This window comes from Saccharopolyspora taberi, assembly GCF_039534165.1.
Lineage (GTDB): Bacteria > Actinomycetota > Actinomycetes > Mycobacteriales > Pseudonocardiaceae > Saccharopolyspora_D > Saccharopolyspora_D taberi.
On record NZ_BAAAUX010000023.1, the window covers coordinates 143,527 to 166,441 of the forward strand.

The window sequence follows — 22,915 nt, forward strand, 5'->3', positions numbered from 1 at the left end:
TCTCATGAAGATCGGCGAACTCGCCCGGCGCACCGGCGTGAACCAGCGCCTGCTGCGCTACTACGAGGAGCAGGGCCTGCTCACCTCGCAACGCGCCCCCAGCGGTTACCGCTACTACGCGCCGGAGGCGATCACCGTCGTCCGCCAGATCCGGCAGCTGCTCGCGGCCGGGCTGACCACGGATGTCATCCGCGACATCCTGCCGTGCGCGCGCGGCGAGGTGCCGACGCTGGAGCCGTGCCCGGCGCTGCTGGCGACCCTGCGCCGGGAACTCGGCAACATCGACGACCGGATCAGCTGCCTCCAGCAGACCCGGGGCGCGCTCGCGGACTTCCTCGACGCCACCGACCGGGTCCCCGCTACCGGTGGACGACCGTGATGTGGTGTTCGGAGCCGGGCGTCTCGACTTCGTCGACCACGGCGACGGCCAGGTCCTCGGCGCTGATCCACGACTTGCCGTCGGCCGCGGTGAGCAGCACGTCGGTTCCGCGCCGGTAGCGGCCGGTGCGTTCACCGGGCTCCAGCAGGGCGGGCGGGCTCAGGTAGACCCAGTCGCCACCGGGACGGGCCTGGCAGGTCCGCAGCTGAGCGACTCCGGCTGCGGCGACGTCCTTCAGGGCGGCAGGCACGTACTCGGGGTTGTCGGCGACCAGGAGGTCGTGGTTCCCGGGGCTGCGCAGCGCACCGGCACCACCGACGACCAGGACGCGAATTCCCAGCTGTGCGGCGATGTCCAGGACCGTGCGCGTGATGCTGACCAGGTGGTCCTGATCGACCGGGACGGTCCGCACTGTCAGCACCACCGCATCGGTGCCGGCGATCGCCCCGCGCACCGCGTTCGGGTCCGTGGCGTCGACGGCAGCCCTGCGGGACAGGGCGAGCACTTGGTGGCCGCGGGCGCCGGCCTCGGCGAGCACCCGGCTGCCGACCATCCCGCTGGCGCCGATCACTGCGATCCTGCTCATCGAATCCGATCTCCTTCTTGCTTCGACGGGTTGAGCTGGGCCGCGAGCATGGCGGCCAGGGCGAGGACGAAACCCAACGACTGGAGCAGGCTCAGCGATTCGCCGAGCACGATTCCCACGACGGTCGCGACCAGCGGCGACAGCAGCACCAGCGGGGCGGACGCACCGACCGGCAGCTTGCCGATCCCGCGGAACCACAGCGTGTACGCGATCAGCCCGCCCATGCTTCCGAGCCACAGGTAGCCGCCGATCGCTCCGGCGTCGATCCGCTCCGGCGTCCCCTCGATCGCGAGGGTGAGCGGGAGCAGCAGCACTCCGCCTGCCGTCAGCTGCCAGCCGGCCAGGGCCAGCGGGCCGACTCCCGCCGGACGCCCCCAGCGCTTGGTGAGGACGACCCCGCCCGCCATGGCCGCTGTGCCGCCGAGTCCGGCGAGCACGCCGACGAAGTCGAGCCGGGCCTCCGGTCCGAGCACGACGAGCCCGACGCCTGCCACGCCGAGCACGCCCCAGGCCAGTCGCCAGGCCGTCGGCCGGTCGCCGAGCACCGCGACGGCCAGTCCGGCGACCAGCAGCGGCTGGGCGGCGCCGAGGGTGGCGGCGACGCCGCCGGGGAGGCGTTCCGCCGCCAGGAACAGCAGCGGGAACATGGCACCGATGTTGAGCACGCCGAGGACGGCGGCCTTCCACCACCAGTCGCCGCGCGGGAGCACGCGGGTGATCGCCAGCGCGAGCAGCCCGGCGGGCAGGGCGCGCATCAGCCCGGCGAACAGCGGGTGCCCGGCTGGAAGCAGCTCGGTGGTCACGGCGTAGGTGGTGCCCCAGGAGGCTGGAGCCAGTGCGGTCAGGGCGACGGTCGCCGCCCGCGAGGTCCGCAGCGGGACGGGTGGCCGCTCGGTCAAGGTCTGCATGCGAAGAAGTCTCGGCTCAGCGCATCATGAATCCAAAGCATCCTTGCGATGGCAGCTATGAATGAGGACGATCGTCGCGTGGACCTCCAGCAGATGCGGTACGTCGTCGCGGTCGCCGAGACCCGCAACTTCACCCGCGCCGCCGAGCGCTGCGCCGTGGTGCAGTCGTCGCTCAGCCACCGGATCGCGGGCCTGGAACGGGAGATCGGGGTCAAGCTGTTCGCCCGGTCCAGTCGCCGGGTCGAGCTGACCAGCGCCGGGGAGGCTTTCCTCGTCGGCGCGCGCGAATGCCTGGCCGCGGCCGACCGCGCGGTCGCCGACGCTGCTGCCGCGGGTGGCGTGGTGCGCGGCCGGTTGGCTGTGGGCGTGATCGTGACGACGGCCGCCGTGGACGTGCCCGAGGTGTTGCAGCGGTACCGCGCCCGCTACCCGGACGTCCACGTCAGCCTCCGCGCGGGCGGGAGTGACGAGCTGGCGGGGGCGGTCCGCGACGGCGAACTGGACATCGCCTTCCTCGGCATGCCGGTGGGCGAAAAGCCGTCCGGCGTGGAAACCGTCGTCCTCGACCACGACCAGCACGTGCTGGTGGTCCCGGCCGACCACCGGCTCGCGGGCGCCTCCCGGGTCACGTTGCGGGACCTCGCCGACGAGGCGTTCGTGGACTTCATGCCGGGAACGCCCGCCCGCGCCCAGTCCGACCAGGCGTTCGCCGCCGCGGGCCTGGCCCGCGACGTCGCGTACGAGGCGGGCGTGGCCGAGCTGATCACCCGGCTGATCGCGCGCGGGCTGGGCGTCGCGCTGCTGCCGTCGGCGTTCATCCGGCCGCTGGCCGCGGGAGACCCGGAACTGGCGCTGGTCCCGGTGGTCGACGGGCCGCACCGCATCGAGTACCTGGCGTGGAGCCGGTTCAACCCCAGCCCCGCCACCCGGGCGCTGCTCGGGGTGCTCGGGGTCAGACGTTGAAGCGGAACTCCACGACGTCGCCGTCGGCCATCACGTAGTCCTTGCCCTCCATGCGGACCTTGCCCGCCGACTTGGCCGCGGCCATCGAACCGGCCTCGACGAGGTCGTCGAACGCGACGATCTCGGCCTTGATGAAGCCGCGTTCGAAGTCGGTGTGGATGACCCCGGCCGCCTGCGGCGCGGTCCAGCCCTGCCGGATGGTCCAGGCGCGGGCCTCCTTCGGCCCGGCGGTCAGGTAGGTCTGCAGGCCGAGGGTGTGGAACCCGGCGCGGGCCAGCGCGTGCAGGCCGGGCTCGGGCTGGCCGATGGACTCCAGCAGCTCGCGGGCCGACTCCTCGTCCAGCTCGACCAGCTCGGACTCGACCTTGGCGTCCAGGAACACCGCGTCGCCGGGCGCGACCAGGTCGCGCAACTCCTGCTGCTTGGCCTCGTCGGTGAGAACGCCCTCGTCCGCGTTGAACACGTACAGGAACGGCTTGGTGGTCAGCAGGTTCAGCTCGCGCAGGTCGGGCTCGTCGGTGCCCTTGCCCGCGCCGAACAGCGTGCGACCGCCGTCGAGGATGTCCTTGGCCTCCTTGGCCGCCTCCAGCGCCGGACGCCGGTCCTTGTGGGTCCGGGCCTCCTTCTCCAGCCGCGGCAGCGCCTTCTCCAGCGTCTGCAGGTCGGCCAGGATCAGCTCGGTGTTGATCGTCTCGATGTCGCTGGAGGGGTCCACGCGACCGTCCACGTGCACCACGTCCGGGTCGTCGAAGACGCGGATGACCTGGCAGATCGCGTCCGCCTCGCGGATGTTGGCGAGGAACTTGTTGCCCAGCCCCTGCCCCTCGGAAGCACCCTTGACCAGACCGGCGATGTCGACGAACGACACCGTGGCGGGCACGGTCCGGGCCGAGCCGAAGACCTCGGCCAGCGCGTCCAGCCGCTTGTCCGGCAGCGGCACCACGCCGACGTTCGGCTCGATGGTCGCGAACGGGTAGTTCGCTTCGAGCACGTCGTTGCTGGTCAGCGCGTTGAACAGGGTGGACTTGCCGACGTTGGGCAGACCGACGATTCCGAGGGTGAGGCTCACGGGTGCAGAGTCTAGGCGTTGGCCCCGGCGATCAGCGGGCCCGGTGGTCCGCCCACCGGGCCCGCCGGGTCAGCCGTCGTCCTCCTGTTCGCCGCCCTGGTCGTCGTTCTGTTCCTGCTGGTTGTCGTCCTGCTCCTGCTCCTGGTCGGCGGGCGGGGCGCCGGTGTCGCAGCCTGCGGTGACCGCGACGGCGAACAGCGCGGACAGGACGATCTTCGAAACACGTGTGCTGATCACAACCCGACATTAGGTATCAATCGCCCGCCGCGCACCCATCTCGGCCAAATCCCTCCCGGGAGGGAGCCGACCGGTTCTCCGGCGGGAGTCGCCCGCGGGCCGCGCGCAGAAGCATTCGAAGGCGAATCCACCGACCCCGGGAGCCCGGATGCGCACTGCTCCAGCCGTCTTCGCGACCCTGACCCTGCTGGCGTTCCTCGCGGCGAAAGTCCTTCCGCACAGCACGGTCCTCTTCGAGATCCCCGCCTGGGTCACCCCGGCGGGAGCGATCGCCGGGATCGCCGCGGCCATCGCGCTGCCGACCCGTCGGCACCGGACCGCGTTCACGATCACCGGGGTCGCGCTCGTGCTGCTGCTCTGGTCGGCGGGCGGCCTGCTGTTCGACATCGTCATGCCGATCACCTGGCTGCTGGTGCCGGACTGGCCGATGCCCGACTGGCCGATGGGCGCGACCAGGGCGCTCGCGCTCACCTCGGCGATCCTGCTGTTCCGGGCGCTGGTGCGCCGCCGCAGGCAGCTGCGCGGCGAGTGCCTCGGCTGCGGGTGGGGCGGCGAGCCGGTGCGGCAACGGCTCTGGCTCGGCTACGCCGGGCTGCTGTTCGGCCTGCCGTACCCGGTGCTGAAGACGATCTGGGCGCTCGGCGGCACGATCGGCCTGGACTACCCGGTGCCCGAACGGGACGGTTTCACCAGCGGATGGCTGGTCGTGCCGGTCGCGCTGGTCGGTCTCGTCCTGTCGCCGGCGCTGGTGCACCGGTGGGGGCGGATCTGGCCGCGTTGGGTGCCGGGCCTGGCCGGGAAACCGACACCGCGCGGTCTGCTGCTGTTCGGCGGCTGGTTCGGCTCGGCGCTGCTGCTGACCATGGGAATCCCTGCCGTCATGCTGGAACTGGGGTTCACCGGCGGAGTGCAGCCGCGACCGATCCCGGGGATGCACGCCTGGCCGTCGGCGCTGTTCTACACGAGCTGGTTCTTCTGGGGACTCGTGCTCACCCCGGCGACGCGCCTCTACCAGCTGCGCACCCGGCAGCGGTGCAGGTCGTGCGACCGCGCGCCCGCGCTCGAAGGCACGATGGGCCGATGAGCGCGCTGATCCGACCGTTCATCACCAGGACCACCTACCTGCGGTGGGTTCACCTGGTCCTGGGATCGGCGCTCGCGGTCCCGTACGTGGCGGTCGCGGTGACCGCGCTGGGTCCGCTGCTCTCCGACGGCCCGGTCGGGCTCGGCCTGTGGTCCGGCTGGGTCCTGGCGGTCCAGATCGCGTTCGTGGCAGCCGCGTGCACCGCCACCGCGCTGGTCCCGGTGGCCCGCCTGCTGTCCGGCGGGCTGGCGAAAGCGCTGGTCGCGGATCTGCAGCCGGAGCGGGCGGAGTCGTGGCCGGACCGCTGGCGGACGGTGGTCTGGTTCGCGCTGCACCTCGCCGCCGGATCGCTGATCGGGGCGCTCACGCTCGCGGTTCCGCCGTTCGTCCTGGTGCTGGTGCTATCCCCGGTGCTGGACATGCCCTGGGCCGCGTCCGCCTACCGCTGGTTCGGCTTCGGCGAGCCGTGGGCACCGCTGGTCGCGATCGTGCTGGTCTTCGCGGGCTTCCACCTGGTCGCCGCCACCGGTGAACTGCTGAGCAGGCTCGCGCCCGCGCTGCTCGGTCCGTCCGAACAGGACCGGCTCCGGCAGCGGGTCGAGCAGCTGTCGGAGCGCAACCGGATCGCCTCCGAACTGCACGACTCCGTCGGCCACGCGCTCAACGTCGTGACGTTGCAGGCGGGCGCGGCGGCGCGGGTCCTGGACGCGAACCCGGAGTTCGCCAGGGAGGCGCTGACCACCATCGCGGAGTCGGCCCGCCACGCGCTGACCGATCTCGACCACGCCCTCGGCGTCCTGCGCGAGGACCCGCGGCCGGAGCCGACCACCGCGCGCGACCTCGAAGACCTGGAAGAACTCGCCCGCGCCACCGACCTCGCCGGGCTGGAGGTGGTGACGACGGTCGCCGGCGACCCGGCGGAGGTTCCCGGGCACATCAGCCGCGAGTCGTACCGGATCGTCCGGGAGGGGCTGACGAACGCGCTTCGCCACGCCGGAAGCGTGCGGGTGGACCTGCGGGTGCGGGTCCACTCCGGACTGCTGGAGCTGGAAATGACCAATCCGCTGGGCGAATCGCGGTCGTCGCGCCGCTCCGGGCTGGGGCTGTCCGGGATCCGCGGGCGGGTGCGCGCGCTGGGCGGGGAGGCCGAAGCCGGCGCCGCCGACGGGAAGTGGCGTCTGACCGTCCGCATCCCGCTACGGTCGTCGGCATGAGCGTGCCGGTGCTGCTGGTCGACGACGAGCCCCTGATCCGCACCGGGCTGCGGGCGGTCATCGACGCCGAGCCCGATCTGGAGGTCGTCGGCGAAGCCGGTGACGGCGCCGAGGTCCTGCCGCTGGTGCGGCAGCTGCGCCCGCGCGTCGTGCTGATGGACGTGCGGATGCCCACCGTCGACGGCATCCGCGCGACCACCACCGTGCTCGACGGCGTCGCCGAACCCCCGGCCGTCATCGTGATCACCACGTTCGAGCACGACGACCACGTCTACGACGCCCTGCGCGCTGGCGCCACCGGCTTCCTGCTCAAGCGCTCGCGGCCGGAGGAGATCGTGCAGGCGGTCCGCATCGCCGCCCAGGGCGAGTCGCTGCTGTTCCCCGCCGCCATCCGCAGGCTCGCGGTGCGGCGGGCCGCGCCGCGGCGGGCGGCGCCGGACCTCACCGAACGCGAGTCCGAGGTGCTGCGGCTGATGGCGAAGGGCCGGACCAACGCCGAGATCGGCGGCGAGCTGTTCATCGGCGTGCAGACGGTGAAGACGCACGTCGGCAACGTGCTGGCGAAGCTCGGCGCACGCGACCGCACGCAGGCCGTCGTCTTCGCCTACGAGTCGGGCTTCGTCGACGCCTCCCGCTGACGAGAGCGCTGCCGGGTCCGATTCCCGCTAGTGGTGCTCGGGGTCCGCTGGGACGATCGGCCACGTGCTGGTCGCAACGGAACAAGCCTATCGAGCGGTCGCGGCGCGTGACTCGCGCTTCGACGGCTGCTTCGTGCTCGCGGTGCGGACAACGGGCATCTACTGCCGCCCGTCCTGCCCCGCGCGCACGCCCAAGTCGGCCAACGCCGAGTTCTTCCCGACCACGGCCGCCGCGCAGGCCGCGGGCTACCGCGCCTGCCGCCGCTGCCTGCCCGACGCGGTTCCGGGCTCCCCGGAGTGGAACCTGCGCGCCGACCTGGCCGGGCGCGCGATGCGGCTGATCAACGACGGCGTGATCGAGCGGTCCGGGGTGACCGGTCTGGCCGCGCAGCTCGGGTACTCGCCGCGGCACCTGACCAGGGTGCTCACGGCCGAGCTGGGCGCGGGTCCGCTCGGCCTGGCCCGCGCGCACCGGGCGCACTCGGCCCGGACCCTGATCGAGACGACCGCGCTGAGCTTCACCGACATCGCGTTCGCCGCGGGGTTCGCCAGCCTGCGCCAGTTCAACGACACGGTGCGCGAGGTCTTCGCCGCGACCCCGACCGAGCTGCGCTCGCAGGCGCGGCGGCGCGGCGGCCCGGAAGCCGGTACGACGGGCGTGATCCGCCTCCGGCTGCCGTTCCGGCCCCCGTTCGACGCCGAGGGGCTGTTCCGGTTCCTCAGCGACCGCGCGCTGTCCGGGGTGGAGGACGCGAGCCCGCAGCACCACACCCGCGCTCTCCGCCTGCCGCACGGCACCGGCATCGTGACGCTGCGGCCCGAGCCGAACCACATCTCCTGCACGCTGCACCTGACCGAACTCCGCGACCTGGGCACCGCCGTGTCCCGCCTGCGCAGGCTGCTCGACCTGGACGCCGACCCCGTCGCGGTGGCCGACCTCCTCAGCACCGATCCCGCGCTGGCGCGCAGCGTCGCCCGCACGCCGGGGATCCGGGTGCCGGGCAGCGTCGACGGGGCGGAGATCCTGATCCGCGCCATCATCGGCCAGCAGGTCTCGGTCGCCGCGGCGCGCACCACGCTCGGGCGGCTCGTCACCGATCTCGGAGACCTCCTCCCGCACCCGCAGGGCTCGGTGACCCGGCTGTTCCCGACTCCCGCCGCCCTCGCGGAGAAGGCCGCGGACGTCCTCAGCGGTCCGCGTCGCCGGATCGACACGATCCAGCGGGTGTCGGAGGCGCTGGCCGACGGGAGCCTGGAGCTGCACCCCGGCCGCGACATCACCGAGCTGCGCGAGGAGCTCGAACGCATCCCCGGCGTCGGCCCGTGGACCGCGGGTTACGTGACCATGCGGGTGCTCGGCGCCCCGGACGTCCTCCTCGACGGCGACCTGGTGCTGCGCAAGGGCGCGGCGGTGCTGGGCCTGCCCGACTCCCCCACCGGCTTGCGGGAGAGGTCGAGCGCGTGGAGCCCGTGGCGCTCCTACACCGGGATGTTGTTGTGGCGCGCCGCTACCGGCGGCTGAGCGCTGCTCGCATCGAAGACCAAACGACCGCCTCCCCTCACCGCTCGACGGCCAGGGTCGAACCGGTGCGGGACTTGCGCACGCGCAGCCGGACCGAGATGCGCTGGCGCATCTCCTCGACGTGCGAGACCAGACCGACCACCCGGCCGCCCGCCCGGAGCTCGTCGAGCGCGTCCATGACCAGGTCCAGCGTGTCGGCGTCGAGCGTGCCGAAACCCTCGTCGATGAACAGCGTGTCCAGCAGCACGCCGCCGGTCTCGGCGGCCACGACGTCGGCCAGCCCCAGCGCGAGCGACAGCGACGCCAGGAACGACTCGCCCCCGGACAACGTCTTGGCCGGGCGGACCTTGCCCGAGTAGTCGTCGAGCACGTCGAGCCCGAGACCACCGCGGGTGCCACGCGCCCCCGCCGCGTCGGAGTGCACGAAGGAGTAGCGGCCCTCGCTCATCTTCTGCAGCCGCCTGCTGGCGGTGATCGCGACCTCCTCCAACCGCGCCGCCAGGACGTAGGCCCGCAACGACATCTTCCGCGCGTTCTGCCCCCGCCCGTTGACCACGTCCGCCAGCGCCGACAGCTCGTCGTACGCCTCCCGCACCGGCCTGAGCTCCGCCCAGGCCGCCCGCAGCCGCTCCGCGAGCTGCGCCACGTCGCGGTGCCGCTGCTCGGCGCGATGCGCCATCGCCGCGGCCCGCTCCGCGGCCTCCCGCGCGACGGTCGCCCCCTCGGTGGCCTCTTCGAGGCCGACCTCGGCGGCTCCGTCGACGCCGGCCAGCTCCGCGCTTGCCAGCGCTGCGCGCGCGCCTGCGGCGCGCTGCTCGACCTCGGCCAGCGCCTCGGTCAGCTCGGCGATCCGGGCTTCGCCGCGTTCGGCGGCCATGGCCGCCTCGACGCTGTCGAAGCCCGCCGCCACCGCCGCTTCGCGCAGGGCGCTCCGCTGCTCTTCGGCCAGCCGCCGCGCGTCGTCGCGGGTCGCTCTGGCCTCGATCAGCCGGTCGATCCGGTCGGCGAGGTCGAGCAGGTGCGCGCGGCGTTCGGCGATGGACCCGAACTCGCCGCGGGCGGTCTCGATCCTGGTCCCGCGTTCGTCCACTGTGGTCTGGAGGGCGGAGCGCTCCGCGCGCTCGGTGGCCAGCCGGGTGCGGATTTCCGAAAGCTGTGCGGTGATCCGCTCGGTCGACACCTCCAGCTCCGCGAGCTCGTCGGTTCGTTCCCCGAGCTTGTCCGCGTGCTCGCGGAGGGTGTTGCGTTCTGCTTCCAGCGCGGAGAGTTCGGCCGCGAGGGCGTCTTCGGTCTGCTCGCCCACCCGCTCGCGGAGCCGTTCGTGCACCTGTTGCGTTCGCTGGGCTTCCGCGGTGGCTTCTTCCCGGCGGGTGTGCGCCCGCTGTTCCTCGGTTTGGGCGCGCTCCTCGTCTTCCGCGCCGACCGGGTCGTCGACCGGGGTTCCGGGCGACGGGTGTTCGGCCGATCCGCACACCGGGCACGGTTCGCCCTTGGAGAGCTGTCCGGCGAGTTCCGCGGCCATTCCGGCGAGCCTGCGGGCCCGGAGGTCCTGGACCAGGTCGCGTGCGCGCTGGTGGGCGTCGACCGCCTCCTGCGCGCGCTGCTTCGCGGACTCGGAATCCCGTTGCGCGGCGGGGAGATCGCGCGCGGCGGCCAGCGTCGCGGTGAGCTCTTCGAGCCTGGAGCCGAGCGATTCCAGCCGGATTCCGGCGTTCTTCGCCTCCTCGACGGCGGCTCGGGCGTTGCTGATCCGTTCCGGCAGCGCGGTCTGCCGCGCCGCGAGATCGGCCTCTTCCCGCTCGTCCGCCTCGATCTTCGAGGCGAGATCGCCGATCCGGCGCCGGTCCGATTCCTGTTGCTCCGCCTCGGGAAGCAGGCGGGCGATTCCGCCGGCTTCCTCGCGGTGTTCGTTCGCGAGCGCGCGCAGCCGGTCGGTCGGCTCGTCGGCGTCGACCTGGCAGCGGGCGACCGCGCCCAGCAGGTCGGTTTCGGCCTTGTTCAGGGCTGTTTCGGCGCGTTCGGCGGCATTGCGCGCGGTGAGCACCGGAGGAACCCGCTGCGCTGCCGCCAGTTCCGCGCGCCAGGACTCGTGCCGTTCGCGTTCCGCGGCCAGCTCTTCGAGGTCCTTCTCCGCCGCCCGCACGCGGCGGACCTTGTCCGCGAACTCGCGGCGCTCGGCCAGCTTCGCGTCGGCCGCTTCGCGCTCGCGGCCGAGCCGGACGTGCTCGGCGCGGGTGCGCTCCAGCTCCCGGACGCCGCGCTTGTCCAGGTCCTCCAGCCAGCTCTGCTCGTCCTGGTCCTCGTCCGGTTCGCTGCCGGAGACCTGCGAAACGCGGGCGACCAGCTCGCGCACCTGCTGGGTCTGCGCCTCCAGCTCGCGGCCCTTCTCCCGGCGGCGGTCGACGAACCACTTCTCGACGTCGGCGAAGCGCTCGGTGGCGAACAACCGCTCAAGCAGTTCCTCGCGTTCGGCGGTGCTGGCGCGCAGGAACCGCGCGAACTCGCCCTGCGGGAGCAGCACGACCTGGAAGAACTGGTCGACGCTCATGCCGAGCAGCCGCTCGACGGTGCGGGCGACCTCGTCGATGCGGGTCGCGCCCTCCTGACCGCCGGGGGCGTCGCCGAGCCAGGTCAGCGACGCCTTCGCCTGCTGCGTGGTGGTTCCCTCGCCGCGCTTCTTGGGCCGCTCGTACTCGGGGCTGCGTTCCAGCCGCAACCGGTGCCCCTGCACGGTCAGCTCCAGGACGACCTTCGTCACGACGTCCGGATCCGCCGTGTCGCAGCGAAGTCGCTTGGCGTCGTTGCGCGCGCCGGGGACCTTTCCGTAGAGGGCGAAGGCGACCGCGTCGAGCAACGTCGTCTTGCCCGCGCCGGTGTCGCCGTGCAGCAGGAACAGGCCGTCCGAACCGAGGGCGTCGAAGTCGATCACCTGGTGGTCCCGGTAGGGGCCGAACGCGGTGACTTCCAGGTGGTGCAGCCTCATCGCCGGACCTCCGCGACGTCGACGGCGCGCAGCGCCTCGTCCAGCAGCGCGCGCTCGGACTCGTTGGGTTCGTCGCCGCGGCAGTCGGCGACGAAGCCCCTGGTCAGGGCCTGGTCATCGCGTCCGCGCACCACCTCGGCGTAGCGCAGCGGCGCGGTGGCCCGGCCGCCCGCCGGCTTCCACTCCAGGTGGACGGCGTGCGGGAACCGCTCCTGCAACCGCCGCATCGCCTCCAGCGGGCGGACCTCGTCGGTGAGCGTGGCCGACAGGTAGCAGTCCTCCAGCTCCGCGTGCTCCGGCGCGGTGAGCAGGTCGCCGAGCCGCCCCTCCACCGTCGCCAGCGCGCGCGGGACCGGCAGCGGGCGCGGCTCGACACCGGCCAGGCCGTCGGCGTCGAGGTCCACCAGCCACACCGATTTCCGCTGCGCCGCCTCGGAAAACGAGTACGCCAGCGGGCTCCCCGAGTAGCGCAGGTGCTCGGCGAGGACCTGCGGGCCGTGCAGGTGCCCCAACGCCACGTAGTCGACGCCGTCGAACACCGAACCCGGGACCTGCTCGACCCCGCCGACGGCGATCGAGCGCTCGGACTCGCTCGGGTCACCGCCGGTCACGAAGGCGTGCGCGAGCACCACGGACCTCGCCGTCCGGGTCGCCAGATCGGCCCGGATGCGGTTCATCGCCTCCGTAAGCACCGCGGTGTGCCCTCGGGACTCCAGGCGTTCGGTCGCTCCGGGCACCTCCGCGGCCGACGACTGGAGCACGTGCTTGGCCGGATCTGGCTCCAGGTAAGGGATTCCGTAAAAGGCGACGGGTCCGTGCTCGTCGTCGAGCAGCACGGGCTCGTGCAGCCGCGCGATCCTCGTGCGCAGGTGCAGGCCGCCCGCCGCGGCGAACTCCGCGAACGCGCCGACCCGGGCCGCCGAATCGTGGTTGCCCGGTGTGATCACGATGCGCGCACCCGCTTCGCGGATGCGGGACAGCACCCGGACGCAGGTCTCCACGGCCTCGCCCGACGGCACCGCGCGGTCGTAGAGATCACCGGCGATCACGACGACGTCGACCCGCTCGCCGGTGACCAGGTCGGCCAGCCCGGAGAGCACGGCTTCCTGATCTTCGAGCAGGTCACGGCCGTGGAACGTGCGTCCCACGTGCCAGTCGGAGGTGTGCAGTACCCGCATGCCGCCAAGCTATCGGCCGAGATTGTCCGGGCGGATCAACCCCCCCAGGACGCTTCGGCGTGTCGGGCACCGGGTCACGGACTGTCAGTGGGGTTCGAGAGGATCGGTGCACCGGCTTTGGAGGAGCTGACATGGGCACCGGCGTCCTGATCACCGTCGTCATCCTGCTGACGCTGCTTTTCGCGGCGGCGCTGATGCTGATCTGGCGGCTCTACACCGACAGCGCGCGCCGTGCCGACGACGCTCTGCGCATGGTCGAGGCCGAACGCGCGCGGACCGCGGAGCAGTCGGCGGCGCTGCGCCGGTACGAGGTCGCGTTCGCCTCCATCACCGGGCGGGGCGAACTCGGCGAGCAGGTCCTGCTGGAGACCGCGCGTTCGCTGGGGCTCCGGGAGGGCCTCCACTTCAGCCTCCAGACCGACCTCGCGGGCGGCGGTTCGGCCAGGCCCGACCTGGTGCTGACCGTCGGCGGCGGCCGTCAGGTGCCGGTCGACGCCAAGGCGAGCCTCGCGGTGTGGGCGGAGGCGATGGAGACCGACGATCCCGAGGAGCGGCAGGACGCGCTGCGGGTCCACGTGCGCAACATCCGCTCCCGCGCCGCCGAACTCGCGGGCAAGGGCTACCAGAAGTGGGCGGACGCGATCTACGGGTCGATCATGTTCGTGCCGTCGGACGCCGCGGTCGTCGCCGCCATGGACACCGACCCGCAGCTGCTGAGCTGGTTGCTGGACAAGCGCGTCTTCCTGTGCGGCCCGACCGGGTTCGCGGTGCTGGCCTCCGCCGCGATGTTCGCCGCCACCGAGCGCACGATCGCGTCCGACATCGAGCAGGTCCGCTCGCAGGCCGTGCGCGCGCAGCGGGCCGCGTCGGGGGCCGTCGACGCGGTGAACCTGTCGAGCACGCACCTCCAGCGGTTCGTCTCCGCCCGGCGGCGGGAACTCGACGCCCTGGAGGCGTTCCGCAGTGCGGTGCAGCCGCTCGCCGAGACCGCGGGCAACGCGGGGACCGTCGCAGCAGTCCGACGTGAGGAGGACGCCGTGATCAGCGGGAACGGGCAGGAGGGCTAGGGCACGTCCGGTAATTGATCTTGTGGTGCGTAGTGGCGAACAACCAGACACGCCCTAGCCCCGCTCCGCCAGGTGGGTGTCGGCGAACGCCACGACGGTGTCGGTGATCAGCGGCGTCAGCGGGCCGCGGCCGAAACCGTGGTCAAGACCCTCGTACGGGTGCATTTCGACCGGGACGCCGAGTTTCCGCAGTTCCGCGGCGAAGTCCAGGGACTGGTCGATCGGGACGATCGAGTCGTTGGTGCCGTGCTGGATCAGGAACGGCGGTTCGTCGCCGGAGAGGTTCTTCATCGGGCTGGCCGCGTCCGCGGTCGCCGGGCACTGCACCGGCTCGCAGCCGAGCATCTGCCGCACCGAGCGGTACGCGTAGTCACCCAGTTCCGGGTGCGCGACCTGCGCGGCAGCGCTCATGTCGGTCGGGCCGAACCAGCTCACCGCGCCGCGGAGCCCGGTCAGGCCGCCACCCGGCTTCGCCGGATCACCCGCGACCGCCGCGAGCTGCGACACCAGGTGAGCGCCCGCCGACGCACCCCAGAGCAGCACCCGGTCACCGTCGAGCCTCCAGCGACCGGAGTTCTCCTGGAGGTAGCGCACCGCGTCGCCCACGTCCACGATCGGCGCCGGTGCCTGCGCGACGCCGCTGAGCCGGTAGTCCACGGTGGCCACCGCGTACCCGCGCTCCAGCAACCGTTCCGCGGTGATCGACTCGGTCGCGCCGAGATCCCGGTCCAGCGTGCGGAAACCCGCGTCCCAGCCGCCGCCGTGCACGTACACGACCAGCGGGACCGGGCCCGGTTCGGCGGGCAGGAACAGGTCCAGCTTCAGCGGACCGGTGTCGCGGGTGGCGTACACCTGGTCGCGCACCACCTGCCGCGCGCCCAGGCCGGGCTCCGCGGTCGGCGGCGTCGCGTCCGCGCTGGACTCGGGCAGCCGCGCGCATCCGGTGGTGACCAGCGCCAACACGGCGAACACCGCCGCGAGGACACGTCGCGTCACCACCATCAGACCCAGCCTTTCCCGACCGCGCCGTGATCACGGCGCGAGGACGCCCGGAGCCTAACAAGATCGACCCTCAGTCCGCGGCGTGTTGCTCGGCCGCGAGGAAATGCGCGATGTCGACGGTGGATTCGTACAGGTTGCGGTAGTGCCGGTAGAAGGCTTCGTAGCGCTCGGTCCGCGCGGGATCCGGGCGGACCGTGCTGGTCACCGGGTTCCAGTCGTCGGGCGCGACAGCGGCACCGGTCCCGATCCCGGCGAGCAGCGCGTCGCCGAACGCCGCGCCGACGGTCTCGGCCGGGATCTGCTGCTCCTGGCCGGTGATGTCGGAGACGATCTGGGTCCACAGACCGCCCTGCGTGCCGCCGCCGACCGCGACCAGGCGTCCGGCCGTGCCGCCCGCCTCGCTCATCGCCTCCAGGTTGTGCCGGACCCCGAACGCGATCCCCTCCAGCGCGGCCCGGTAGAGCTCGGCCTGGCCGTGGCTGGTGGTCAGCCCGGCCACGATGCCGCGCGCGTCCGGGTCGAAGATCGGGGTCCGCTCGCCCGCGAAGTACGGCAGCAGGAGCAGGCCCCTGCTGCCCGCGGGCACCTCGGCGGCCTTGCGCACCAGATCGGCGAAATCGCCGTCCATCAGCCTGCGCAGCCAGTCGGTCACCGCGCCGGAGGTGGCCATGCCTGCCGCCAGCGTGTAGGTGTCCGGGAAGGCGCCCGCGGTTCCCCACAGCGCAGGGTGCGGGTGCGGGTCGGTGAGGACCTGCACGAAGAACATCGTGGTGCCGTACATCAGCATCACGTCGCCCGGCTTGCGGACGCCGACGCTGGTCGCCTCGGCCCAGGCGTCGACGGTGCCCGCCGTGACCGGCAGGCCCTCCGGGAGCCCGGTCTCGGCCGCCGCCTTCGCGCCGACCCGGCCGACGACCTCGGTCGGCCACGCCAGCTCCGGCAGCGCCAGCCCGGGCGCGACCGCCGGCGCCCACTCCGCGGACCAGTCCCTGGCGGCCAGGTCGTAGAGCGGGTCGCACTGGCTGGCCGAGTGGTGGTCCAGCACGTAGCGCCCGGTGAGCCGGTGCACCAGGTACGAGCTGCACATCAGCAGCTTCTCGGTGCGCCGGTAGATCTCCGGCTCGTGCTTGGCCAGCCAGCGGATCTTCGGGCCGACCGCCTGGCTGGTCAGCGCCGACCCGCCGCGGCGCAGGATCTCGTCGGCGCCGAACTCCGCGGTCAGCTCGGCGATCTCCACGGTCGCGCGGGTGTCGACGCCGTAGAGGATCGCCGCGCGCAGCGGCTTGCCGTCGCCGTCGGCGGGCAGCAGCACCGGGCCGATGCCGCTGACGCCGAGCCCGGCGAGCTCGCTGCCCTCCGCCGCGGGCAGCAGCTCCTGGACCAGGGCCAGGAAGTCCGACCACCACACGCCTTCCGCGTCGTGCTCGACCCAGCCCGGGTGCGGGTAGGAGGTGTCGTGCGGCCGGGTCGCGCGGGCGATGATCCGCCCGTCGGCGCTGACCAGGACGCCCTTCGAACTCGATGTGCCGATGTCGATCCCGAGCAGCACCGTCTCGGCCATTGCCGTTCCCTCCTCGAAGCCGGTCCTAGATCTTTTAAGCGGCGCAGCCGCTTGGCCCACCCGACCAGCCGGCACCGCCACGCAAGGCGAGCTCGACCATCATCAACTCAGCCGCGGGTCCACTCGTCGACCCGGACCCCGAGCTGGTCGGCGACCGCGCGCAGGGCCGCGCGGTGGTCGCCCGGCACGGCGTGGATGTGGTTGGCGCCGAACTTCGACAGGAACAGCTCGCCCGGCGCGTCCAGCCGTGCGAAGGCGTGCGGCCACTCCGGCGTCGACTGGTCCACCAGCGCCTTGTTGGTGGCCTCGTCGTAGCTCTCGAACTCGCCCAGCATCAGCTGCAGCCGGTACTGGCCGTCCTCCCTGGTCAGCCTGCCGAGGGTCATCTGGCCCGGAGCAGCGATGTGCTGCACCGACGCGCCGCCGGCCGGGAAGAAGAAGACCTCCGGGTAGAAGTTGACCTTCGCCAGGTTCTCCGCCGGGTCGTCGCTGCGGGCGGCGAACCAGGTGGCGTGCTGGCCGGAGTTGCACAGGTCCCAGATGTCGCGGTCGGCGTGGTAGTGCCGGACGTCGGCGAACAGCACCGGGGTCTCGGCGATGTGCTTGAACAGCTGCATCGTCAGCGCGCCGTCCATGTCGGCCTCGGTGGCGCAGACGTGCGGCTGCTTCGGGCCGTTCCAGTCGTAGGGGTCGTTGAGGAACGCCTCGGTGACGTCCATCGTGGCGAAGTGCTCGGTCAGCTCCGGCTGGCCCTTGATGCCGGAGAAGTCCAGGTTGCGCTCCGCGATGATGTCCCGGATCGCCAGGTACGACCGGATCTGGCGCTCCAGCAGCTCGGGGGTGAGCTTCTTGCCGTCGTAGTGCACCCCGGCCGCGTACCGCTCGATCCACTCGCGCGCGTGCTTGGCCTCGGCCGCGTCGGCCTTCTCGGAGCGCAGCACCAGCTCGTACTGGTCGATCTCCTCGACGTCGATGCCGAACTGCCGCTGCCACTGGTCGGTGTTGGCGACCGCGGTGTTCATGCCCATCGGGCGACCGCCGAAGCGCCCGAAGGTCGAGCCGTGCAGCGAGGAGACCGCTGCCGCCGCCCTGGCCTGGACGCTGATCTTCTCGGCCAGCTCGGTGTCGTCCGGCGCGCCCCAGGCACGGGTGTGCTTGCGGCCGATCTGGTCGAGGGCACCGCCTGCGGCGAGCATGCCGACCAGGCCGGGCTCGGTCGGGTCGGTGCTGGCGACCAGCACCAGCGGGCTGCGGGTGGCGTCCGCGGCGAGCATCGTGAAGTGCGGGAAGGCCCAGACGGTGTAGTAGAAGACGGTGACGTCGACGTCGGCCGCCGCGACCTCGCGGGCGACGGAACCGGCGAGGACGTTGGTGGCGACGAGGTCGCGGCCCACGACGACCTCGTGCCCGGCCTGCTTCAGCGACCGGACCAGGTCGTCCTGCTTGGACTGGATGAAGTCCGCATTCCGCGCGTGCACATGGTCACGGCCGTCGGAGATGCTGATGACGCCGATGCGAGCCACGGTTCCTCCCAAGTTTCCAGACAGGCGGCGTTGACTGCTGAGAGCACGACGGCTGGGAATCCGGACGCCGGACGCCCGGTAGCTGCACTCAAACGGGAAGTTTCTTCACAAATGCACCGTACGAGCGATGAGCAATCGTTTTCTCGGACGCTATTCTCGTACAACACGGGCTGTCAAGGCCGACGGCCGGTGACCACGCGGGAAGAGGACAACGGGAGGCACGGTGGCGACGATCAGTGACGTAGCGACCCGGGCAGGGGTATCCACCGCGACCGTTTCCAGGGCACTCAACGGCAAGAGCACGGTCGATCCGGAACTGGCGGCACGGGTCCTCGCGGCGGCCGACGAGCTCGGGTACCGGCCCAACGGCCCGGCCCGCAACCTGCGCAGGCAGGAGACCGCGGTGCTGGCGCTCATCATCTCGGACGTGGAGAACCCGTTCTTCACCGCGATTTCCCGCGGTGTCGAGGACGTCGCGCACGAAGCCGGGTACTCGGTCGTGCTGTGCAACTCCGACGACGAGCCCGACAAGGAGCGGGAGTACGTCGACGTCGCCCTCCAGGAGCGGGTCGCGGGAGTGCTGATCTCCCCGGCAGGCGCCGGGGACAGCGCCGAGGTCCTGCGCGCGCACAACACCCCGGTGGTCGCGCTGGACCGGCGGCTGGAGGGCTCGCTCGGCGACACCGTCCTGGTCGACAACCAGCTCGCCGCGCGGGAGGCCACCCTGCACCTGAGGGCCCAGGGATACCGCCGCATCGGCTGCCTCACCGGTCCGTCCGGGGTGCTCACCGCCGACGACCGGCTCGCGGGCTACCACGACGGGCTCGCGGAAGCGGGCCTGACGGCGAGCTCCTCGCTGGAGCGCAGGTCGGAGTTCAAGGCGGCCGGGGCCAAGGACGCGGCCCGCTCGCTGCTCACCCAGGATGAGCCGCCGGACGCGCTGCTGGTCGCCAACAACGCGATGGCGATCGGTGTGCTGGAGATGATGGCCGAGCTGGGACTGCGAGCGGGACGCGACATCGGGGTCGTCGCCTTCGACGACGCGCCCTGGGCGACGCTGCTCGACCCGCCGCTGACCGTGGTCGCCCAGCCCGCTTACGACATGGGCTCCGCCGGGGCGCAGCTGCTGCTCAGCCGGATCGGTGGCGACCACTCCGAGCCGACGACCACGACGCTCTCGGCGCACCTCGTCGGGCGCGGCAGCAGCTCGAAGGGCTGACGGTCGTGGGCGGTGCCGGGCAGCACCGCCCACAACCGGTGATCAGCGCGAGAACAGCGAGTACTTCGACGCGGACCAGGCAGGAGCGCCCGCGACCGGGATCAGTTCCACCCGGACCGACTGCTTGCCCGCGGTCAGCTCCGGCGGCACGTCGAAGCTGTCCTCCAGCCAGCGGTGGTGCGGGTTGCCCAGCGGCTGCAGCCACCGGCCCGCCGGCCTGCCGTCGACGCGGACGTCGGCCGCCTGGTAGGCGTCGGCCTGGTCGCCGAGCCGCCGGATCCGGACGCCGCCGTTGTCCCCGGCGACCGCCGCGGTGAAGCTGACCGGCCCGGTCGCGCGGGCGTTGTCCCTGGTCATCGGCGCCGGGTTGCGCAGGCCCTCGAAGGTCGAGTTCAGCGACGCGATGGTCTCGCCCTGCGCCTGGTACTGGTGGGCCTGGCGGCTGCCGGGGTCGGCGAGGTCGACCTCGTCGGTGAGCGCCTGCTCCGGCGGGTGGCCGCCGTACCAGTAGGCCACCGAGCTGTAGTCACCCGGCTCGTCGTTCTGCGGGCCGTGCTCGATCGAGGCCAGCAGGCCGTCGGCGAACGGCAGCGCGTCCGGCACCATCAGCCGGTACGCACCGGTGCAGTCGTACTGGCAGCCGTCGGCGTTGAGCTCGTGCGACGGGTTGCCCGCCAGCGGCATCGAGAACGTCGTGCCGTCCCGGAAGTACCAGCCCGCCTCGTAGTAGTCCTCGCTGCCGGTGCCGTGCCAGGCCGGGCTGGACGAGCCGTCCGGGTAGAAGCGCTCGTCACCTTCGAGGTAGTTGCGCTGGTTGGCCGCGGCCCGCTCGTCGACCGACAGCGGCTCGGCCGTGCTGCGCTGCCCCGGCGGGATCAGCCCGCGCATGGTGTGCGTGACGCCGTAGAAGGTGCCCGCGCCCGCCGCCTCGACGAAGGTCCAGTCCTGGCCCGGCGTCGTCGGCGCGCGGTGGTGCGTGGCGTGGAAGTAGCCGGTGTTGGTGCTGATGTCGGCGGGCGCGCTGAGCACCTCGGCGGTGGCCCCGGTGACCGGGATGCCGCCGGTGTTGACCAGCTCCACCTTGGCGTTCTGGCTGAACGGCATCGGCCACCACGCCGTGTACCAGCCGTCCTGGCCCGGGTCCACCGAGCTCATCATGGTCCGCACGTCGTGCTCGCCGAGCCCGGTGCCGAAGAACTCGCCGACCGGGGCGTCCACGGTGGTCCTGCCGTCGAAGGTGATCCGCAGCCGGGTGGTCTCCAGGACCTCGTCGGAGGCCGCCACCTGCTCCGGCGGGAACGCGTAACGGGCGACCAGCTTGGAGCGGGAGAACACCGGGTTGTCGATGGTGTAGCCGTGCGCGTCCTCCTCGCCCGGGTGCGCCGGACCGAGGTCGAGCACGTCGGTGCGCACCCACTCGCCGTTGACCAGGCTGTGCACGTCGTAGCGGAACTCGTTGACGTCCAGCGACGAGGAGACGAACTGGTTGGCGATCTCCACCGACGACTTGCCCGCGGTCAGCTGCGGCGGCAGGTCGATGGCCTGCACGCCCCAGTGCCCCGGCGCGGCCGGGCCGCTGCGCCACTCACCGGCGGGGGTGCCGTCGACCGACAGCCGGGCGACCTGGTCGGCGATCTGCGCGTCGAACCGGCGGACCACCCGGATGCCCTGGTTGTCCGGGTGCACCCGCATCCGGAACCGGCTGCCGCCGCCCTGGCCGAAGGCCATGCCGTCGTCGACGACCTGCGGGCTGGCCACGACCTGCGGGAGCCGGACGCGGAGCTGGTTGATCTGGGCGGGCCCCTCCAGCTGCGCGACCTGGGCGGTGCCGCCGGGCGGAAGGTCGAAGTCCCTGCGGGTCGGGGTGGCGCCCGCGGCGGCCGGTTTCGGGTCGGCGACGCCGAAGGCGCGCAGGCGGTCCAGCACGTCCGATGCGCCGTCGTTGGGGTTGAAGGTCTGCACGCCGGTCGCGTCCGGGAAGGTGCGGTTGCCGACGTGGTAGAAGTACGGGTTATTCTGCACCGTCACCCGCATCGACTCGCGGTAGGGCATCGGGACCTTGATCACCGCGCCGCCGGAGGCGTCCTCGGCGTTGCCGACCAGCGGCCACTGGAACGGGCCGCCGACCTTGCCGGTGACCACGTCGATCAGCGGGGCGTCGAGCACCACCCGGCCGTCGAGCTCGATGATGATGTTGCCGGTGCCGGTCACGTCGCCCCACGGCTCCCGGGTGAACCAGATCGAGGAGACCTCGCCCGGCCCGGCGTGCTCGGCGATCACGCAGCCGCGCTCCCAGGTGCGCAGGCACGAGAAGGTGCCCTGGAACCCGTCGTTGTTGCTGCCGTCCCTGGCGAAGCTGGAGAACTGCCTGCTCTGCTCCCCGCCGCGGAGCTGGGTCAAACCGTTGACGTCCCGGTAGGTGTCCCAGCCGACGCTGCCGCGCGCGCCCGGGCGGGCTTCGGCGCTGCCGGGGGCGAAGCCCGCGTCGGCGACGACGACGGCCGTCGCGAGCGACGCGGCGCCGAGGTAGGCGATTAGTTTGCTGGGGCGCCGTACGCGCGCCGGGTTCGCATTCCTTGAGCCGTCCCTCATCCTGCTTGCCCTCCCCACAAACATCCCCGTCGGCTGTGGACGGTGATGTACCGGTTCAATCGATCGGTGGTCCGCGACTCGACTGCGCCTTCCTGGTCGACTCGGTACGGAGATCTCTCGGCTGCGCTGCGAAAAAAGGGTAAGAGCGGACGCCTTCAACAACCCCGGAACACCGAAGGCGATTGAGGGATCCGCATGATGAATTCACTCGTACTGATGGTTGCTCCGCGAGTCCTAAGCGGCAACCACCAACCAGGTGTTATTCGGCCATTTACTGCAAAACGGGCGCGAGAGAAGTTCCGGAAGCGGCCGTCATCAACTGCCGCAACGGGATTTCGTTCTTCCTCAGTGGATGGACAACGCCGGCGACGGGTTTCCGGACGGTCCCGGGAACCCGTCGCCGCGCGGGCTCAGCCCTGGTTCAGCCGGGTGTAGACCTCGGCGGCGTTCTCCTTGGTCACCAGCTCGGTCGGCAGCGTCTGCTCCTTGGGCACCGGCTGGCAGTCGATGAGCAGCTTGCGCGCCGCCTCGACGGCCTCGGCGCCACCGGTCGGGTACAGGTTCGTGGCCTCCAGCCGGCCCTGCTCGACGGCCTTGATGCCACCGGACTCGATCGGCAGGCCGTCGATGCCGACGAACTTCAGGTCGCTGCGGCCCGCGGCCTGCGCGGCCAGCCAGGCGCCCTCGGCCATCGGGTCGTTCTGCGAGTAGACCGCCTGGATGTCGGGGTGGGCCTTGAGCAGCGCGTCCATCTTCTGCTGCCCGACCGAGCGCTCCCACTCGCCGTCGGCGGTGTCCACGACCTCGATCTTGGAACCGGCGATGCCCTCCATGAAGCCCTTCTCCCGCTCGGCGGCGGGGGTCGAGCCGGAGAGCCCCTTGATCTGGACGATCTTGCCGCCCTGCGGGAGCAGCGTGTTCTTGAAGTACTCGCCCGCCTGCTTGCCGATCTGGACGTTGTCGGCACCGATGTAGGTGGTGAAGGCGTCGCCCTCGACCTTGCGGTCCAGCACCACGATCGGGATGCCGTCGTTGTAGGCCTTCTTGACCACGTCGGTCAGCGGCGCGGCCTCGTTCGGCGAGATCATCAGCAGGTCGACCTTCTTGGTCATGAAGTTCTCGACGTCGCTGACCTGCTTGGAGTTGTCCTTGGCCGCGTCGGCGAACTGCACCTCGAACTGCGGGACCTT

19 protein-coding genes are annotated in these 22,915 nt (G+C 72.0%); 8 read left to right on the plus strand and 11 right to left on the minus strand.

Annotation, left to right across the window (positions count from 1 at the left end):
* Positions 1 to 4 precede the first annotated feature (4 nt).
* Positions 5 to 379 (plus strand): MerR family transcriptional regulator, encoded by a 375-nt coding sequence (locus ABD691_RS27115; protein WP_344684490.1) that lies wholly within the window; start codon positions 5 to 7, stop codon positions 377 to 379.
* On the opposite strand, the gene ABD691_RS27120 is transcribed toward ABD691_RS27115, so the two are convergent.
* Positions 360 to 965 carry an NAD(P)-dependent oxidoreductase gene (locus tag ABD691_RS27120; RefSeq protein ID WP_344684438.1) on the minus strand — a complete coding sequence of 202 codons (606 nt, stop codon included), beginning with the start codon at positions 963 to 965 and terminating at the stop codon, positions 360 to 362. The genes ABD691_RS27115 and ABD691_RS27120 overlap by 20 nt on opposite strands.
* A complete protein-coding gene (locus ABD691_RS27125; protein WP_344684440.1) occupies positions 962 to 1,873 on the minus strand; it encodes an EamA family transporter in 912 nt (303 codons plus the stop codon). Before ABD691_RS27125 ends, ABD691_RS27120 begins: the two co-directional genes overlap by 4 nt.
* Positions 1,874 to 1,951: 78 nt before the next feature.
* Here ABD691_RS27125 and ABD691_RS27130 point away from each other — a divergent pair, with 78 nt between their 5' ends.
* The gene (locus tag ABD691_RS27130; RefSeq protein ID WP_344684491.1) at positions 1,952 to 2,836 is read left to right on the plus strand and encodes a LysR family transcriptional regulator; all 885 of its coding nucleotides are present in this window, start codon (positions 1,952 to 1,954) and stop codon (positions 2,834 to 2,836) included.
* On the opposite strand, the gene ychF is transcribed toward ABD691_RS27130, so the two are convergent.
* Together ychF and ABD691_RS27140 are read right to left on the minus strand one after the other, a co-directional pair.
* On the minus strand, positions 2,826 to 3,905 hold the full coding sequence (gene ychF / locus ABD691_RS27135; protein ID WP_344684442.1) for a redox-regulated ATPase YchF: 1,080 nt from the start codon (positions 3,903 to 3,905) through the stop codon (positions 2,826 to 2,828). The genes ABD691_RS27130 and ychF overlap by 11 nt on opposite strands.
* 69 nt (positions 3,906 to 3,974) lie before the next feature.
* Positions 3,975 to 4,142, minus strand: coding sequence for a hypothetical protein (locus tag ABD691_RS27140; protein ID WP_344684443.1), 168 nt, complete (start codon positions 4,140 to 4,142; stop codon positions 3,975 to 3,977).
* A gap of 148 nt (positions 4,143 to 4,290) precedes the next feature.
* On the opposite strand from ABD691_RS27140, the gene ABD691_RS27145 reads away from it, so the two are divergent.
* The 4 genes from ABD691_RS27145 (at position 4,291) to ABD691_RS27160 (ending at position 8,600) form a co-directional block, all read left to right on the plus strand.
* Positions 4,291 to 5,226, plus strand: coding sequence for a hypothetical protein (locus ABD691_RS27145; RefSeq protein WP_344684445.1), 936 nt, complete (start codon positions 4,291 to 4,293; stop codon positions 5,224 to 5,226).
* Positions 5,223 to 6,440: a sensor histidine kinase gene (locus tag ABD691_RS27150; RefSeq protein ID WP_344684446.1), complete on the plus strand. Its 1,218-nt coding sequence runs from the start codon at positions 5,223 to 5,225 to the stop codon at positions 6,438 to 6,440. The genes ABD691_RS27145 and ABD691_RS27150 overlap by 4 nt, the downstream gene beginning before the upstream one ends.
* Positions 6,437 to 7,078 carry a response regulator gene (locus tag ABD691_RS27155; protein ID WP_344684448.1) on the plus strand — a complete coding sequence of 214 codons (642 nt, stop codon included), beginning with the start codon at positions 6,437 to 6,439 and terminating at the stop codon, positions 7,076 to 7,078. The genes ABD691_RS27150 and ABD691_RS27155 overlap by 4 nt, the downstream gene beginning before the upstream one ends.
* Before the next feature lie 64 nt (positions 7,079 to 7,142).
* Complete coding sequence (locus ABD691_RS27160; protein WP_344684450.1) at positions 7,143 to 8,600, plus strand: DNA-3-methyladenine glycosylase 2 family protein; 1,458 nt, start codon at positions 7,143 to 7,145, stop codon at positions 8,598 to 8,600.
* Positions 8,601 to 8,637: 37 nt separating this feature from the next.
* On the opposite strand, the gene ABD691_RS27165 is transcribed toward ABD691_RS27160, so the two are convergent.
* On the minus strand, positions 8,638 to 11,583 hold the full coding sequence (locus ABD691_RS27165) for an AAA family ATPase (protein WP_344684451.1): 2,946 nt from the start codon (positions 11,581 to 11,583) through the stop codon (positions 8,638 to 8,640).
* Positions 11,580 to 12,761 carry an exonuclease SbcCD subunit D gene (locus ABD691_RS27170; protein ID WP_344684453.1) on the minus strand — a complete coding sequence of 394 codons (1,182 nt, stop codon included), beginning with the start codon at positions 12,759 to 12,761 and terminating at the stop codon, positions 11,580 to 11,582. Before ABD691_RS27170 ends, ABD691_RS27165 begins: the two co-directional genes overlap by 4 nt.
* Before the next feature lie 131 nt (positions 12,762 to 12,892).
* Here ABD691_RS27170 and ABD691_RS27175 point away from each other — a divergent pair, with 131 nt between their 5' ends.
* A complete protein-coding gene (locus ABD691_RS27175; protein WP_344684455.1) occupies positions 12,893 to 13,828 on the plus strand; it encodes a DNA recombination protein RmuC in 936 nt (311 codons plus the stop codon).
* Positions 13,829 to 13,882: 54 nt separating this feature from the next.
* Here ABD691_RS27175 and ABD691_RS27180 read toward each other — a convergent pair whose 3' ends face one another.
* The 3 genes from ABD691_RS27180 to ABD691_RS27190 all read right to left on the minus strand — a co-directional run bounded on the left by ABD691_RS27180 (position 13,883) and on the right by ABD691_RS27190 (position 17,914).
* On the minus strand, positions 13,883 to 14,830 hold the full coding sequence (locus ABD691_RS27180) for an alpha/beta hydrolase fold domain-containing protein (protein ID WP_344684456.1): 948 nt from the start codon (positions 14,828 to 14,830) through the stop codon (positions 13,883 to 13,885).
* A gap of 70 nt (positions 14,831 to 14,900) precedes the next feature.
* Positions 14,901 to 16,391, minus strand: coding sequence for an FGGY-family carbohydrate kinase (locus ABD691_RS27185; RefSeq protein WP_344684458.1), 1,491 nt, complete (start codon positions 16,389 to 16,391; stop codon positions 14,901 to 14,903).
* 107 nt (positions 16,392 to 16,498) lie between these two features.
* Complete coding sequence (locus ABD691_RS27190) at positions 16,499 to 17,914, minus strand: L-fucose/L-arabinose isomerase family protein (RefSeq protein WP_344684460.1); 1,416 nt, start codon at positions 17,912 to 17,914, stop codon at positions 16,499 to 16,501.
* 223 nt (positions 17,915 to 18,137) lie between these two features.
* Here ABD691_RS27190 and ABD691_RS27195 point away from each other — a divergent pair, with 223 nt between their 5' ends.
* Positions 18,138 to 19,133 (plus strand): LacI family DNA-binding transcriptional regulator, encoded by a 996-nt coding sequence (locus ABD691_RS27195; RefSeq protein WP_344684462.1) that lies wholly within the window; start codon positions 18,138 to 18,140, stop codon positions 19,131 to 19,133.
* Between the two features lie 42 nt (positions 19,134 to 19,175).
* Here ABD691_RS27195 and ABD691_RS27200 read toward each other — a convergent pair whose 3' ends face one another.
* A complete protein-coding gene (locus tag ABD691_RS27200) occupies positions 19,176 to 21,725 on the minus strand; it encodes a glycoside hydrolase family 172 protein (RefSeq protein ID WP_344684464.1) in 2,550 nt (849 codons plus the stop codon).
* Positions 21,726 to 22,135: 410 nt separating this feature from the next.
* The coding region (locus ABD691_RS27205; protein ID WP_344684466.1) for a substrate-binding domain-containing protein at positions 22,136 to 22,915 on the minus strand (780 nt) is incomplete at its 5' end.

Coding starts and splice junctions, on each gene's coding strand:
- ABD691_RS27115 (WP_344684490.1), top strand. CDS start 5: ATGAAGATCGGCGAACTCGCCCGGCGCACCGGCGTGAACCAGCGCCTG.
- ABD691_RS27120 (WP_344684438.1), bottom strand. CDS start 965: ATGAGCAGGATCGCAGTGATCGGCGCCAGCGGGATGGTCGGCAGCCGG.
- ABD691_RS27170 (WP_344684453.1), bottom strand. CDS start 12,761: ATGCGGGTACTGCACACCTCCGACTGGCACGTGGGACGCACGTTCCAC.
- ABD691_RS27185 (WP_344684458.1), bottom strand. CDS start 16,391: ATGGCCGAGACGGTGCTGCTCGGGATCGACATCGGCACATCGAGTTCG.
- ABD691_RS27125 (WP_344684440.1), bottom strand. CDS start 1,873: ATGCAGACCTTGACCGAGCGGCCACCCGTCCCGCTGCGGACCTCGCGG.
- ABD691_RS27175 (WP_344684455.1), top strand. CDS start 12,893: ATGGGCACCGGCGTCCTGATCACCGTCGTCATCCTGCTGACGCTGCTT.
- ABD691_RS27150 (WP_344684446.1), top strand. CDS start 5,223: ATGAGCGCGCTGATCCGACCGTTCATCACCAGGACCACCTACCTGCGG.
- ABD691_RS27155 (WP_344684448.1), top strand. CDS start 6,437: ATGAGCGTGCCGGTGCTGCTGGTCGACGACGAGCCCCTGATCCGCACC.
- ABD691_RS27180 (WP_344684456.1), bottom strand. CDS start 14,830: ATGGTGGTGACGCGACGTGTCCTCGCGGCGGTGTTCGCCGTGTTGGCG.
- ABD691_RS27200 (WP_344684464.1), bottom strand. CDS start 21,725: ATGAGGGACGGCTCAAGGAATGCGAACCCGGCGCGCGTACGGCGCCCC.
- ABD691_RS27165 (WP_344684451.1), bottom strand. CDS start 11,583: ATGAGGCTGCACCACCTGGAAGTCACCGCGTTCGGCCCCTACCGGGAC.
- ABD691_RS27145 (WP_344684445.1), top strand. CDS start 4,291: ATGCGCACTGCTCCAGCCGTCTTCGCGACCCTGACCCTGCTGGCGTTC.